General features: G+C 70.6%; 12 protein-coding genes. 3 read left to right on the top strand and 9 right to left on the bottom strand.

The genetic code is table 11. The features are described 5' to 3' along the window. Positions 1-195 precede the first annotated feature (195 nt). Positions 196-1,035, bottom strand: coding sequence for a DUF8083 family protein (locus OWR29_RS37935; protein WP_267568343.1), 840 nt, complete (start codon positions 1,033-1,035; stop codon positions 196-198). 153 nt (positions 1,036-1,188) lie between these two features. Here OWR29_RS37935 and OWR29_RS37940 point away from each other — a divergent pair, with 153 nt between their 5' ends. Both OWR29_RS37940 and OWR29_RS37945 read left to right on the top strand, forming a co-directional pair. After that, a complete protein-coding gene (locus OWR29_RS37940; RefSeq protein WP_267568344.1) occupies positions 1,189-2,268 on the top strand; it encodes a Glu/Leu/Phe/Val family dehydrogenase in 1,080 nt (359 codons plus the stop codon). A 228-nt stretch (positions 2,269-2,496) separates the two neighbouring features. Next, a complete protein-coding gene (locus tag OWR29_RS37945) occupies positions 2,497-2,709 on the top strand; it encodes a DUF3073 domain-containing protein (RefSeq protein ID WP_133873684.1) in 213 nt (70 codons plus the stop codon). A 116-nt stretch (positions 2,710-2,825) separates the two neighbouring features. Here OWR29_RS37945 and amcA read toward each other — a convergent pair whose 3' ends face one another. The 5 genes from amcA to OWR29_RS37970 form a co-directional block, all read right to left on the bottom strand. After that, entirely contained in the window at positions 2,826-3,050 is a 225-nt protein-coding gene (gene amcA / locus OWR29_RS37950) for a multiple cyclophane-containing RiPP AmcA (protein WP_267568345.1), read from the bottom strand. Beyond that, positions 3,016-4,122, bottom strand: a complete 1,107-nt coding sequence (gene amcB, locus OWR29_RS37955) for a cyclophane-forming radical SAM peptide maturase AmcB (RefSeq protein WP_267568346.1) — start codon at positions 4,120-4,122, stop codon at positions 3,016-3,018. The genes amcA and amcB overlap by 35 nt, the downstream gene beginning before the upstream one ends. A gap of 152 nt (positions 4,123-4,274) precedes the next feature. Next, positions 4,275-5,426, bottom strand: coding sequence for a phosphoribosylformylglycinamidine cyclo-ligase (gene purM, locus OWR29_RS37960; protein WP_267568347.1), 1,152 nt, complete (start codon positions 5,424-5,426; stop codon positions 4,275-4,277). A 34-nt stretch (positions 5,427-5,460) separates the two neighbouring features. Next, entirely contained in the window at positions 5,461-7,017 is a 1,557-nt protein-coding gene (purF, locus tag OWR29_RS37965; protein WP_267568512.1) for an amidophosphoribosyltransferase, read from the bottom strand. A gap of 82 nt (positions 7,018-7,099) precedes the next feature. Beyond that, on the bottom strand, positions 7,100-7,471 hold the full coding sequence (locus OWR29_RS37970; RefSeq protein ID WP_253242468.1) for a sterol carrier family protein: 372 nt from the start codon (positions 7,469-7,471) through the stop codon (positions 7,100-7,102). A 156-nt stretch (positions 7,472-7,627) separates the two neighbouring features. On the opposite strand from OWR29_RS37970, the gene OWR29_RS37975 reads away from it, so the two are divergent. Beyond that, positions 7,628-9,490, top strand: a complete 1,863-nt coding sequence (locus OWR29_RS37975) for a carboxypeptidase regulatory-like domain-containing protein (RefSeq protein WP_267568348.1) — start codon at positions 7,628-7,630, stop codon at positions 9,488-9,490. A 57-nt stretch (positions 9,491-9,547) separates the two neighbouring features. Here the strand turns inward: OWR29_RS37975 and purL are convergent, their stop codons facing one another. From purL to purS, 3 genes are read right to left on the bottom strand one after another with little or no spacing between them, the layout of a single operon-like run. Then, positions 9,548-12,115, bottom strand: coding sequence for a phosphoribosylformylglycinamidine synthase subunit PurL (purL, locus tag OWR29_RS37980; protein WP_267568349.1), 2,568 nt, complete (start codon positions 12,113-12,115; stop codon positions 9,548-9,550). Beyond that, positions 12,115-12,822 carry a phosphoribosylformylglycinamidine synthase subunit PurQ gene (gene purQ, locus OWR29_RS37985; protein WP_267568513.1) on the bottom strand — a complete coding sequence of 236 codons (708 nt, stop codon included), beginning with the start codon at positions 12,820-12,822 and terminating at the stop codon, positions 12,115-12,117. Before purQ ends, purL begins: the two co-directional genes overlap by 1 nt. After that, entirely contained in the window at positions 12,819-13,076 is a 258-nt protein-coding gene (gene purS, locus OWR29_RS37990; RefSeq protein ID WP_267568515.1) for a phosphoribosylformylglycinamidine synthase subunit PurS, read from the bottom strand. Before purS ends, purQ begins: the two co-directional genes overlap by 4 nt. Positions 13,077-13,148 lie beyond the last annotated feature (72 nt).

Here is a 13,148-nt window from a genome sequence, read left to right on the forward strand (position 1 = left end):
TCCCCGATGTCCGACATGGGCCGAACGGACGAAGGTCCCCAGATAGACGGATGAAGCATGCCCGATTTTTACGCGTTTTCTACGCCAGATAGTGTCGCGTTTAGTCCGATTATCACGCTTCGGCGAACGATGATCACGAAGAGTATTCGCCTCGGGAGCGTTCCCACGGAGGGCAAACTGCCGCATTTCCGCAGGTCAGTTGCAACGCTCCAGAAGCTGGACGGCCCGCCACCGTTCGACCAGCTTCTCGTACGCTCCGGAGGCGTCGTCGGCGTCGCCGCGTGACAGTGCCGAAAGGCCGGCCGCCACCACACCGGGTGAATCGTCACCAGCAAGAACGTCATCCGGGAGAAGGTTGACGAGGCCGCCGTAGTCAAGCTCGACGATCGAGCGCGGATGGAACTCCTCGAGCCAGCGCGTGCCCTCCTCGACGGCCTCGGTGATCGGGGCCTCGCCCAGCGACTTGCGCAGCACGGCCACCGCGCGGTGCGCGCGCCGCCGGGCCTTGGAGATCTCTGTGCGGTAACGCAGGGTGCGCGGCTTGGCGGAGAGGTCGATGACCCGCTCCTCCAGATCGACGAAGACGAACCAGCGCAGCGGCACACCCCAGGTGGCGATCTGCTCGTGCACCCGCGGCACGCCGTGCTCGAGCACCTTGGCCCCGCTGCGCCAGTCCTCGACCACGGCCTTGGCCTGGCCGGCCAGCACGGGCGGCACGAACGCGTCGGCCAGCACGCTGGGCACGCCGTCGCGCGCGTTGAGAGCGGCCTCGGCGACCCGCAGGCGCAGATTCCACGGGCAGACCAGCAGCGAGTCGCCCCACTGCAGGACGTACGCCTCGTCGGGCAGGTCGGGCAGCCTGGTCCAGCCGGCGCCGAGCGCCTCGAGCACGGCCGACCGCTGGCGGACCGGGCCGTCGACCGGGCCCAGGGCGCGACCCTCACGCGCGTACTTGCGCCAGAAAACCTGACGGTCGCGGTCGAAGGCGGTCAGCGGCTCGTAAACCCTCAGGTACGACGCGAACAGTGACGGCACGGCGCGATCCTTTCACGAATTCGGCCGGGTGGAACTTCCCGCGCGGACGGAATCCCGCCGGGGGTACACCCGACTAGGCTCGCAATGTCCGGCCTACCCCAGCCGGCACGACCGGCCTCACAAGGGCCCAGACACCAGATCAGGAGAACAGCCATGGGCGTGTTCGACACCGACGGCACCGACGCCACCGGTCACGAACAGGTCGTCTTCTGCCAGGACAGGCAGACCGGCCTCAAGGCGATCATCGGGATCTACTCCACGGCCCTCGGGCCGGCGCTCGGCGGCACCCGTTTCTATCCGTACGAGAGTGAGGACGCCGCCCTCGCCGACGTGTTGAAGCTCTCCCGCGGCATGGCCTACAAGAACGCGCTGGCCGGCCTCGACCTCGGCGGCGGCAAGGCGGTCATCTGGGGCGACCCGGCCCGGGCCAAGTCCGAGGGGCTGCTGCGGGCGTACGGCCGCTTCGTCGAGTCGCTGCACGGCCGCTACTACACCGCCTGCGACGTCGGCACGTACGTGCCCGACATGGACGTCATCGCCCGCGAGACCCGCTACGTCACCGGCCGCAGCCTCGAGCACGGCGGCGCCGGCGACTCCTCCATCCTCACCGCCTGGGGCGTCTTCCAGGGCATGCGCGCGGCCGCCGAGCACACGTGGGGCCGGCCCACCCTCGCCGGGCGCACGGTCGGCATCGCCGGCCTGGGCAAGGTCGGCAAGTACCTGGCCGGTCACCTGATCGAGGACGGCGCCGCGGTCATCGCCACCGACGTCAACGAGGCCGCCCTGAACTGGGCCCGCACCACGTACCCGCAGATCGAGCTGGTGGCCGACACCCAGGCCCTGATCACCTCGGACCTCGACGTCTACGCCCCGTGCGCGCTGGGCGGCGCCCTCGACGACGAAACCGTGCCGGTGCTGCGGGCCAAGGTCGTCACCGGCGGCGCCAACAACCAGCTGGCCCACCCGGGCATCGAGAAGACGCTGGCCGAGCGGGGCATCCTCTACACGCCCGACTATCTGGTCAACGCGGGCGGCGTGATCCAGGTGGCCGACGAGATCGAGGGCTTCAACTTCGAGCGGGCCAAGCTGCGCGCCACCGGCATCTTCGAGACCACCGGCCGCATCCTGCGGATGGCCGAGTCCGAGGGGGTGGCGCCGGCCGTCGCGGCCGACCGGCTCGCCGAGCAGCGCATGGCCGAGGTCGGCCGGCTGCGCTCCATCTATCTCAGCTGAACGGGCACACCCAACCCACCGAAAGGTGGGCTGCGAGGTAGGAAAAGAGAGCGGTTTAGTGCCTGCCGCGCGTTCCGCGACAGAAATCCGCGACGCGCGGCAGTGTCACACGCAACCCGAGGTGCCGAAGACGGCATCGTCCATGTACCGTAAGACCCACGAGAGATGCCTGACGTCATCGGGGCCCGCCTTCGGGCTGCCCCGAATTCTGTGCGAGGGGGTCGAGCCATGGGGCGCGGCCGTGCTAAGGCCAAGCAGACGAAGGTGGCCCGGGAGTTGAAGTATCACTCCCCGAACACCGACCTCACCGCCTTGCAGCGCGAACTGGCGGGAACACGCCAGTCCGACCGTCACTTCGACGACGACAACGATGAGTTCGTCGACGACGACGAGGATGACGCTGACGACGACCAGGATTCCTGGTCGCCGACAAGGCGCTGACCCTTATCGCACAGAGCACGCGGCTCCCCGCGTGCTCCCGTGCGTGATGGTCAATCCCTAGGTTCACAACACACGAAGCCCACGCGGGCTATTGCCTGCGTGGGCTTCGAACCAGGTCAGCGCGGCCTGTTGTTCCAGTTGTAGAACGTCGGGATGTTCTCGAAGTGGTTCCAGGCGCACACCGCCGAACCCTCCTCCGCCGTGCTCTCCGCGCGTGCCTGCCGTGCCTGTTCCGCCTCGGTGAGGAGCGCGGCCAGCCCGGCCCGGGTGTCGTGCACCCGTGCGCTCACCGGGTCAATCCCCGGCTCATCGGACAGCCGAGGGCTCGTGGTCTCGGGCATGGTCCAGCACTCCCTCCAGTAGGCGAATCTTGCTGTTCCGGCAGTGGTCGGTCTCGGTGGTGTCGAACCGGCCCTGCTCGAAGTAGCGGTTGGCCGCGTGGGCGCCACCGCAGAAACCGAAGTACGGGCAGGCCGCGCGGCACGCTTCCACCCCGCGCAAGAACTCGGCGATCCACAGCGTTCCGGCCGCGCCGGCCAGGATCTCCCCCAGCGGCGTGGTCAGCACGTTACCGCTTGTGAAGTCGCCGTAGCGGGGGTCGGTGAAGCCGGCCAGTTCGGGCGAGAGCAGCACCACCGAGCCGTCGTGGGCCACGGTCGGGATCGGGTCGAGCCGGCGGGGCAGCAGCTCGTCGGCCGTGCCGTCGAGCACCGCGGCCACGTAGCGCAGCGACCATTCCACCTCGCGCAGGTGGATGCGGGGGTCGGCCCGCCAGGCGGTGACCAGTTCGGCCCAGAACGCCGTGACGTCGGCCGCGGCGTGCCCGTTGGCCCGGGTGTTGACGCCTTCCTGCTCCTCGACGTTGATGCCGAGCACGTCGCAGCCCAGGCCGAGGAAGTAGTCGTAGAGCTCGGTGGCGACGCCCGGCCGGGGGTCGCTGACGACGCACAGGGCCGAGAACGGGATGCCGCGGCGGCGTAGCGTCTCGATGCCGCGCAGGATCCGGTCGTACGCCGGTTTCCCGCCCCGGGTCACGCGGTCACCGTTGCGCGCGGGCGGCCCGTCCACGCTGACACTGACCCGTACGTCATGGGCCTGGAAGAAGTCGCACCAGGCGTCGTCGATCAGCGTGGCGTTGGTCTGCACGTGGTGTTCGACGCCGGGGCCGAAAGGCTCGAGCAGAGCGGCCAGATGGTCCCGCCCGGCGGCCAGCGGTTCGCCGCCGTGCCAGACGACGGAGAACCGGCCGTCCCGGACCCATCCGGCGGTCGAGGCGGCGACGGCCCGGGCGACCTCGACCGGCATGCGCTGGTCGGCCGCGCGGAACGGCAGATAGCAGTAGGAGCAGTCGAGGTTGCAGAGGGTGGTGGGCTGCATGACGACATAGGTCGGCACGGGCGCGATGCCTCGCATCCCGCTCCAGGCTTGTGCCACGCCGCACCCCCCGCCGTTGGCCAACACGTATGGAACTCACGTCAGAGGCTAGGCCCCCGGGTCCAGCCAGTAAACGAAAAAGATCCGCATGTGCCGGATATCGACACACGCGGATCGTTTGCCGCGGGGCTTCAGCCCCGGGTGTACTGGCCCATCATCTGCACCTCGCCGGTGCCGTCGATGACCTCGCCGACCTGCCACGCCTCGACGCCGCGGCCGGTCAGGTAGGCCATGGCCCGGTCGGCGTCGTCGGACGAGACGATCGCGAACATGCCGACGCCCATGTTGAACGTGGCCTCCATCTCGTTGTCCTCGATCCGGCCCTTGGCCTGGATGAGGTCGAAGATGGGCTGCGGGCGCCAGGTCGAGCGGTCGACCACCGCGTCGACGTGCTCCGGCAGGATGCGCACCAGGTTGCCGGGGATGCCGCCGCCGGTGACGTGCGAGAACGCGCGTACGTCGGTCTCTTCGATCAGGCCCAGGCAGTCCTTGGCATAGATCTTGGTCGGGGTCAGCAGCTCTTCGCCCAGGGTGCGCTGGCTGCCGAAGTCGTCGACCACCGAGTCGAGCCGCATGCGGCCGGCGCCGAGCAGCACGTGGCGCACCAGCGAGTAACCGTTGGAGTGCAGGCCCGAGGAGCGCATGGCGATCACCGCGTCACCCACCTCGACCCGCTCGCGGCCGAGGATCTCGCTCTCTTCGACGACGCCGACGCCGGTGGCCGAGACGTCGTACTCGTCGGGGCGCAGCACGCCGGGGTGCTCGGCGGTCTCGCCGCCGAGCAGCGCGCAGCCGGCGTAGCGGCAGCCGTCGGCGATGCCGGCGCCGATCTCGGCCACCTTGTCCGGCACGACCTCGCCGCAGGCGATGTAGTCGAGCAGGAACAGCGGCTCGGCGCCGCAGGCGACCAGGTCGTCGACGACCATGGCGACCAGGTCGATGCCGATCGTGTCGTGGATGTCGAGCTGCTGGGCGATCACCAGCTTGGTGCCGACGCCGTCGGTCGACGAGGCCAGGATCGGGCTCTTGTACTTCGCCGTGTTGAGCCGGAACAGGCCGGAGAAGCCGCCCAGGTCGCCCATCACCTCGGGCCGGGTGGTCTTCTTGACCTTCGACTTGAGCAGCTCGACGGCCCGGTCACCGGCCTCGATCGAGACGCCCGCGTCGGCGTACGTGGCCGTGCGCTTGCGCACCCCGCGCCCACCACCGGCCGTCCACGGCCGGCGGTCGCCGCCCTCAGCGCCGTTGGACCCGGCACTGTTGCGCTCGGACACGTGCGTCACGGTTCTCCCCTTAGCGATTCTTCGTTCGTCACAGTCACGCGCCGCCCTGGCCGGCCAGCTCGCGCACGTCGTATTCCGTCTCGAGCTCGGCCACCGCGGCGGTCGCCGCCTCGTCACTGGCCGACGGCATCGAGGCGCGCTTGCCGACGCCCTCGAGCAGGTGCTTGCCGATCAGGTTGCCCGCCGGCAGCTCGATCGGATAGTGCCCGTCGAAACAGGCCATGCACAGCCGCGACTTGGGCTGCTCGGTCGCCTGCACCAGACCGTCCAGGGAAACATAACCCAGGGAGTCGGCGCCGATCGAGCGGCGGATGCCCTCGTTGTCGAGCCCGTTGGCCAGCAGCTCGGCCCGGGTGGCGAAGTCGATGCCGTAGAAGCAGGGCCACTTGACCGGCGGCGACGAGATGCGCACGTGCACCTCGAGCGCGCCGGCCTCGCGCAGCATGCGCACCAGGGCCCGCTGGGTGTTGCCGCGGACGATCGAGTCGTCCACCACGACCAGGCGCTTGCCCCGCACGACCTCGCGCAGGGGGTTGAGCTTGAGCCGGATGCCGAGCTGACGGATCGTCTGCGACGGCTGGATGAAGGTGCGGCCGACGTACGCGTTCTTGGTCAGGCCGGCGCTGAAGGTGATGCCGGATTCCTCGGCGTAGCCGATCGCGGCCGGGGTGCCCGACTCGGGCACCGGGATGACCAGGTCGGCCTCGACGGGGTGCTCGCGGGCCAGCACGCGGCCGATCTCGACGCGGGCCGAGTACATGTTGCGGCCGGCGATCGTCGTGTCGGGGCGGGCCAGATAGACGTACTCGAAGAGGCAGCCCTTGGGCTCGGGCGCGGCGAACCGCGTGGAGCGCAGGCCGTGCTCGTCGACGGCCAGCATCTCGCCCGGCTCGACCTCACGCACGAAGCTGGCGCCGACGATGTCGAGGGCGGCCGTCTCGCTGGCCACGACCCAGCCCCGCTCCATGCGGCCCAGCACCAGCGGCCGCACACCCTGCGGGTCGCGGGCGGCATACAGCGTGTTCTCGTCCATGAAGACGAAGCTGAACGCGCCCTTGAGCCCGGGCAGCACCTCGAGCGCGGCGGCCTCGACCGACAGGTCGGGGCGGCTGGCCAGCAGCGTGGTCACCAGAGCGGTGTCGGAGGTGGCGCTGTCGGCTTCGAGGCCGCGCTCGGCCACCTCACGGGCCAGTTCGGCCGTGTTGACCAGGTTGCCGTTGTGGGCCAGCGCGATCGTCGTGCCGGCTGTGGTGGCGCGGATCGTCGGCTGGGCGTTCTCCCAGTTCGAGCCGCCGGTGGTGGAGTAGCGCGTGTGCCCGATGGCCAGGTGGCCACGCAGGCTGGCCAGGGTGGGCTCGTCGAAGACCTGGGACACCAGGCCGAGATCCTTGTAGACCACCACGCCGGAGCCGTCACTCACCGCGATACCGGCGGCCTCCTGGCCACGGTGCTGCAGAGCGAAGAGCCCGAAGTACGTGAGTTTCGCGACCTCTTCCTCCGGGGCCCAGACGCCGAAGACGCCACAGGCATCCTGGGGGCCGCGTTCCTGGGGGTCGAGATCGTCGGTCAACCGGCCGTCGCCTCGGGGCACCTGTAGCTCCCTCATGCTCATGTGCTCGTAACTGCCGTCCGACCGCCCAGTGTACGCGAGCCGGCGGGCACTGACCTCGCAGCTAATCGGCCTCGCGGCCGGTCAGCGGAAGGTACTCGGTCAGATCCGTGCGGATGCCGCTCGCCCGCAGCCGCCCGTCACGCACCGCATCCGCCCAGGTCATACGCTGCGTGGCCACCAGCAGCCAGGTGATCGGGTCGGCTTCGACCACATTGGGCGGTGTGCCACGTGTGTGCCTGGGACCAGGAACACACTGAATCGCACCGAATGGCGGAATCCGGACCTCCACCGATCGGCCAGGCGCCTTCCGGGACAACTCGGCCAGCAGCGCTCGCACAGCGTCACGCTGCACTGATCTCTCGGGTTCGACGCCACGGTCCAGCGCGTCCAACGCTTCTTTCACGGACTCGGATTTATTGTGCGCAGGGGACACGTCGGGACGATACGACTCGCTTCAGCGAGATTGGTACGCGGCCCTGGGTCGCGCGATGGACGTGTGACAAGGCATAGTGGCCGACGGTGTTTTAGTCGCGGGATGTAACCGGCCACCCTTGAACGGCCGGGAGACCGTGCGACCGGAAGGCGGTGGATGGTGACAACGCACCTTCGAGCCCGGGCGGCCCAGGCCGGTGCGTTACTGGCGGTGGTGCTGGGCGGACTCTTCGTCGCGCCCACGGCGGCGTTGGCCGCCCCGCCGAACGTGCAGATCACCGAACTGCAGACCGAGGTGCTCTCGGGCGGGCGGCTGACCATGCAGTTCCAGGTTGCCGAGGGTAACGGCAGCCAGGTCCCGGTCCCGGTCCAGATCAACGTCAACGGCGGCGGCATGGACTGCCGCGGCGCCGACTGCGGCCGCCGCACCGTCGTCGACGGCAACGGACGCCAATTCTCCGTGCAACTCACCGCACCCAATGTCAACGCCGGTGAGACGCGCCAGGTTACGGTCGAGATCACCGCCGAGGTCCAGAACGAGGGCCCGGGCCGGACCAGCCAGCAGATCACCGTCAAGGGGCCGGACAAGCCGCAGACCGTGCGCCAGGTCTCGGGTCGCGTCAAGGACCAGGACGGCAAGGCGATCGCCGGCGCCACCGTCGGCATGCAGGACAGCGCGGGCAAGGTCTTCCAGGGCACGTCCGACGGCTCGGGGCAGTTCTCCTTCACCTCGTCGGACAACAACCCGATCGCCCCCGGCCGCATCTCGATCGGCGCCGGCAAGAACGGCTTCGAGGACGTGACCGTCCAGCGTGAGGCCCAGGCCGGGCAGAATCTGAGCGTGTCGCTGACGCTGAAGTCGAAGGTCGTCCCGACCACGTCGGCTCCGACGACCCCGAGCGCGTCGCCGACCAGCGCCACCCCCACCGAGGACGTGAGCGAGGAGCCGACGCCCGAGGAGGCGACGGCCACCCAGCCCGCGACCGACCAGGCCGCGTCCAACGAGGACGACGGCGGCTCGATGCTCTACATCATCATCGGCGTGCTGCTGGTCGCGGCCGGCATCGGCGCGATCGTGCTGGTCGTGCTGCGCCGCCGGAACAGCTCCGACAACGACGGTGACGACGACGACCCGACCGGCCTGGCCGGCTCGGGCGGCGTGGTGCCGCCGAGCCGGGGCGGCTTCACCGACGCGACGCGGGTCGGCGCGCCGGTCGGCGGCGGGCGCAACGACGCCACCATGATCGCTCCGGCCCCGCGCTCGGCGGCCATGGCGGACGCGCCGACCGTGATCCACCGTCCGGTGCCGGCCGAGGACGAATTCCCCGACCCGTACGGCGCTCCCCTGCCTCAGCAGGGCGGTTACGCCGGTGCGGCGGCGGGCGGCTGGGACCAGGGCGGCAACCAGTACGGCGGCACCCAGCAGTACGGCGGCGGCACTCAGCAGTACGGCGAGGCGACCTCGTACGGCCGCCCGCAGGACGACGGCTACGGCGGCGGCGCCCAGGCGGGCGGCAACTACGGAGCGTACGGCGAGGCCACCGGCATGTACCGGCCCGAGGCCGACAACGACGGCGGCTACGGCGGTGCCCAGTACGGCGGCGGCCAGCAGTACGGCGACGGCACCCAGCAGTACGACGGCGGCGGCCAGTACGGCGGTTACGGACAGGAACCGGCCGACCAGGGTGGCTACGGATCGTGGGGCGCCGCGGGCGACGGCCTCGACAACAACGGCTACGGCCCGCAGGGCGGCCAGCACGGTCAGCAGGGCGGCGGCCAGCAGTACGGCGGCGGTCAGGGCGGCCAGTACGGCGGCGGCACCCAGCAGTACGGCGGCGGCTACGACGACGGCCAGTACGGGCAGCAGGGCGGCTACGACTCGTACCAGCCGCCGGCCGACGGCTACGACGACCGCGGCCGCTACGACGACCAGTACGGTCAGCAGGATGGCTACGACCAGCGCCGCGGCCGCCCGGGGCACGACGCACCGGCTCCTCGGCGCGGCGGCCACGACTACTGAGTTCTGAACACGAAAGAGCCGGCCAGCGGATTCGCTGGCCGGCTCTTTTCGTACGTGTCAGGCGTCCGGTGCGTCGTCGGTCGGCGACGGCTCTTTGACCTCGGCCGCCGCGGCGGCCGGGATGCCGTCCGCCTCGATCGGAGCCGCCGATTCCATGGCCGCGCCGGCCGCCGCCGTGATCAGCACCTCGTCGCCCCGGTCGGGGGAGGCGGGCGCCGTCGGGTCGGCCGCGTGCTCCGGGTCGCCGTGGCGGTTGGCCAGCTCGGCCGAGCCCCCGAACAACCGGGGCAGCGTGCCTTCGTACGCCTCACGGGCCTTGTCGAGCGACAGGCTGAACTGGTCGCGCACCTCGAGCACCGGCTCGGACGTCGTGACGCCGAGCGAACTGACGGGGATGGTGAACTCGGCGGCCAGGGCCTTGAACGCCTTCTCGTGCCCGCGCGGCACGGCGACCAGCACCCGGCCCGCCGACTCGCTGAAGAGCTGCACGAAGGCGTCGGCGGCCAGAGTGACCTGGGCGCCGACGTTGTAGCGCAGGCAGCTCTCGACCAGCGCCTGGGCCAGGCCGCCGTCCGACAGGTCGTGCGCCGCGCTGACCAGGCCGGTCTGCGACGCGCGGGCCATCAGCTGGGCCAGCCGCCGCTCGTGCTCGAGGTCGACCTTGGGCGGCCGGCCGCCGAGGTGGCCGTGGGTGACCCAGGCCCATTCCGAGCCGGAGAGTTCGGTCGTCGTCTCGCCGAGCAGCAGGAGCAGGTCGCCGTCGCCGGACGGGGTCTGGAAGCCCATCGGGATGCGCCGGGCCACGTCGTCGAACACGCCCAGCACGCCGACCACCGGGGTGGGGTGGATCGCGGCGGCGCCGGTCTGGTTGTAGAAGCTGACGTTGCCGCCGGTCACCGGGGTGCCCAGCTGCTGGCAGCCGTCGGCCAGGCCGCGCACGGCCTCGGCGAACTGCCACATCACGGCCGGGTCTTCCGGCGAGCCGAAGTTGAGGCAGTCGGTGACGGCGACCGGCTCGGCCCCGGTGACGGCGACGTTCCGGTAGGCCTCGGCCAGCGCGAGCCGGGCCCCCTCGTACGGGTCGAGCCGGGCGAAGCGGCCGTTGCCGTCGACCGACAGGGCCACACCGAGGCCGGTGCGCTCGTCGATGCGCAGCACGCCGGAGTCTTCCGGCTGGGCCAGCACCGTGTTGCCGAGCACGTAGCGGTCGTACTGCTCGGTGACCCACGTCTTGTCGCACAGGTTCGGCGAGGCGATCATGCGCAGCACCGTGGCCCGCAGTTCGTCGCCGGTGGCCGGCCGGGGCAGCGTCTCGGCCTTGTCGGCCTGCAGCAGTATGAGGTCGGCGGGCTCACGGATCGGCCGGGCGTAGACCGGGCCGTCGTCGGCCAGCGAGCCCGGGGGCACGTCCACCACAACGTGGTCGTTCCAGCTGATCACCAGGCGACCCGGCGAACCGTCCTCGCCGGCCGGGGTGACCTCGCCGATCGCGGTGGCCCAGACGCCCCACTTCTCGGCCACGCTGAGCACGGCCTCGAGGTTCTGCGGGGTGACGATCAGGAGCATGCGCTCCTGCGACTCGCTGGCCAGGATCTCGGTCGGCGACATGGACGCCTCACGCAGCGGCACCCGCTCGAGCCAGACCCGCATGCCGGTGCCGGCCGCGGCCGCCGTCTCGGTGAGCGCGCAGGTGAGGCCGGCGCCGCCGAGGTCTTGGATGCCGGCCACCAGGCCCGCGTCGTAGAGCTCGAGGCAGCTCTCGATCAGCAGCTTCTCCATGAACGGGTCGCCCACCTGCACCGACGGGCGGCGCTGTTCCGCCTCGTCGTCGAAGGTGGCCGAGGCCAGCACGGAGACGCCGCCGATGCCGTCGCGGCCGGTGCGCGCGCCCAGCAGCACGACGATATTGCCGACGCCGGCCGCCTCTTTGTGCTGCAGCCGCTCGACCGGCAGCACGCCGATGCTCAGCGCGTTGACCAGCGGGTTGCCCTGGTACGTAGGGTCGAAGACGATCTCGCCGCCGATGTTGGGCAGGCCCAGGCAGTTGCCGTAGCCGCCGATGCCGGCGACCACGCCGGGCAGCACGCGGGCGGTGTCAGGGTGGTCGGCCGCGCCGAAGCGCAGCGGGTCCATCACCGCGATCGGGCGGGCGCCCATGGCCAGGATGTCGCGCACGATGCCGCCGACGCCGGTGGCCGCGCCCTGATAGGGCTCGACGAAGCTGGGGTGGTTGTGCGACTCGACCTTGAAGGTGACCGCGAGGTCGTCGGAGATCTGCACGACGCCCGCGTTCTCGCCGATGCCGGCCAGCATGCGGGTGCCGCGGGGGGCCTTGTCACCGAACTGGCGCAGGTGCACCTTGCTCGACTTGTACGAGCAGTGCTCGCTCCACATGATCGAGTACATCGCGAGCTCGGAGGCGGTGGGACGGCGGCCGAGGATCTGCCGGATCCGGTCGTACTCGTCGTCCTTGAGGCCGAGCTCGGTGTGCGGCTGCAGCTCGTCCGGCGTGGTGCCGGCCCGCTGAACGGTGTCGGGCCCGCCGTCGAACTCGTTGACCAGCACGTCGGTCGCCGCGAAACCGGTCTGTTTCGGCGCGGCGGACGTGTCCGGCTGCGTCGTCATTACTGATGTCCCCCTGCGTTCGCGCCTGCTGACGCCCCGGCCAGGGCCCGCAGGACGGAGGTGAAGAAGCCGAGGCCGTCGAGCGACGGACCGGTCAGCGCCTCCACCGCGTGTTCCGGATGCGGCATGATGCCGACGACGTTGCCGGCCTCGTTGGTGATCGCGGCGATGTCGCGCTGCGAACCGTTCGGGTTTCCGCGGATGTACCGCGCGACCACGCGGCCCTCGGCCTCGAGGGCGTCGAGGGTGCGCTCGTCGGCGACGTAGCAGCCCTCGCCGTTCTTGACCGGGATCAGCACCTCTTGCCCGGCGGTGAAGGCGTTGCTCCACGCGGTGTTCGTGCCCTCGACGCGCAGCCACTGGTCGCGGTTGCGGAAGTGCAGGTGCTGGTTGCGGGTGAGCGCCCCGGGCAGCAGGTGGGCCTCGCAGAGGATCTGGAAGCCGTTGCAGATACCGAGCACCGGCAGGCCGCCGCGGGCGGCGTCGATGATCGATTCCATGGCCGGGGCGAACCGGGCGATCGCGCCGCAGCGCAGATAGTCGCCGTAGGAGAAGCCGCCGGGCAGCACCACGGCGTCGACGCCGTGCAGGTCGGGGTCGCCGTGCCAGAGACGGACGACGTCGGCGCCGGCGATGCGCGCGGCGCGGGCCGCGTCCCCGTCGTCCAGCGAACCCGGGAAGGTGACCACACCGATGCGCATGCTCAGGCGACCTCCGCCGCGGCGTCCTCGTGGACGTTGATGGTGAAGTCTTCGATCACCGGGTTGGCGAGCAGCTTGTCGGCGATCTCGCGAGCCCGGTCGAGATCGGGCGCGCCGGCGAACTCGATCTCGATCCGCCGGCCGATGCGGACGGACGAAACATTGTCGACGCCGAGCCTGGGCAGCGCATTCGCGACCGCCTGGCCCTGCGGGTCGAGGATCTCCGGCTTGAGCATGACGTCGACCACGACGCGAGCCACGGGCACTCCTGACTGATAGGTGTAAGCACGTGGAGCCTACCTTGCGAACCACGCCGAAGGTTTCTCGGCCGG

This window comes from Paractinoplanes pyxinae, assembly GCF_026626335.1.
Classification (GTDB): Bacteria; Actinomycetota; Actinomycetes; order Mycobacteriales; family Micromonosporaceae; genus Actinoplanes; species Actinoplanes pyxinae.

Coding starts and splice junctions, on each gene's coding strand:
- OWR29_RS37940 (WP_267568344.1), top strand. CDS start 1,189: ATGGGCGTGTTCGACACCGACGGCACCGACGCCACCGGTCACGAACAG.
- OWR29_RS37945 (WP_133873684.1), top strand. CDS start 2,497: ATGGGGCGCGGCCGTGCTAAGGCCAAGCAGACGAAGGTGGCCCGGGAG.
- amcA (WP_267568345.1), bottom strand. CDS start 3,050: ATGCCCGAGACCACGAGCCCTCGGCTGTCCGATGAGCCGGGGATTGAC.
- amcB (WP_267568346.1), bottom strand. CDS start 4,122: ATGCGAGGCATCGCGCCCGTGCCGACCTATGTCGTCATGCAGCCCACC.
- OWR29_RS37975 (WP_267568348.1), top strand. CDS start 7,628: ATGGTGACAACGCACCTTCGAGCCCGGGCGGCCCAGGCCGGTGCGTTA.
- purL (WP_267568349.1), bottom strand. CDS start 12,115: ATGACGACGCAGCCGGACACGTCCGCCGCGCCGAAACAGACCGGTTTC.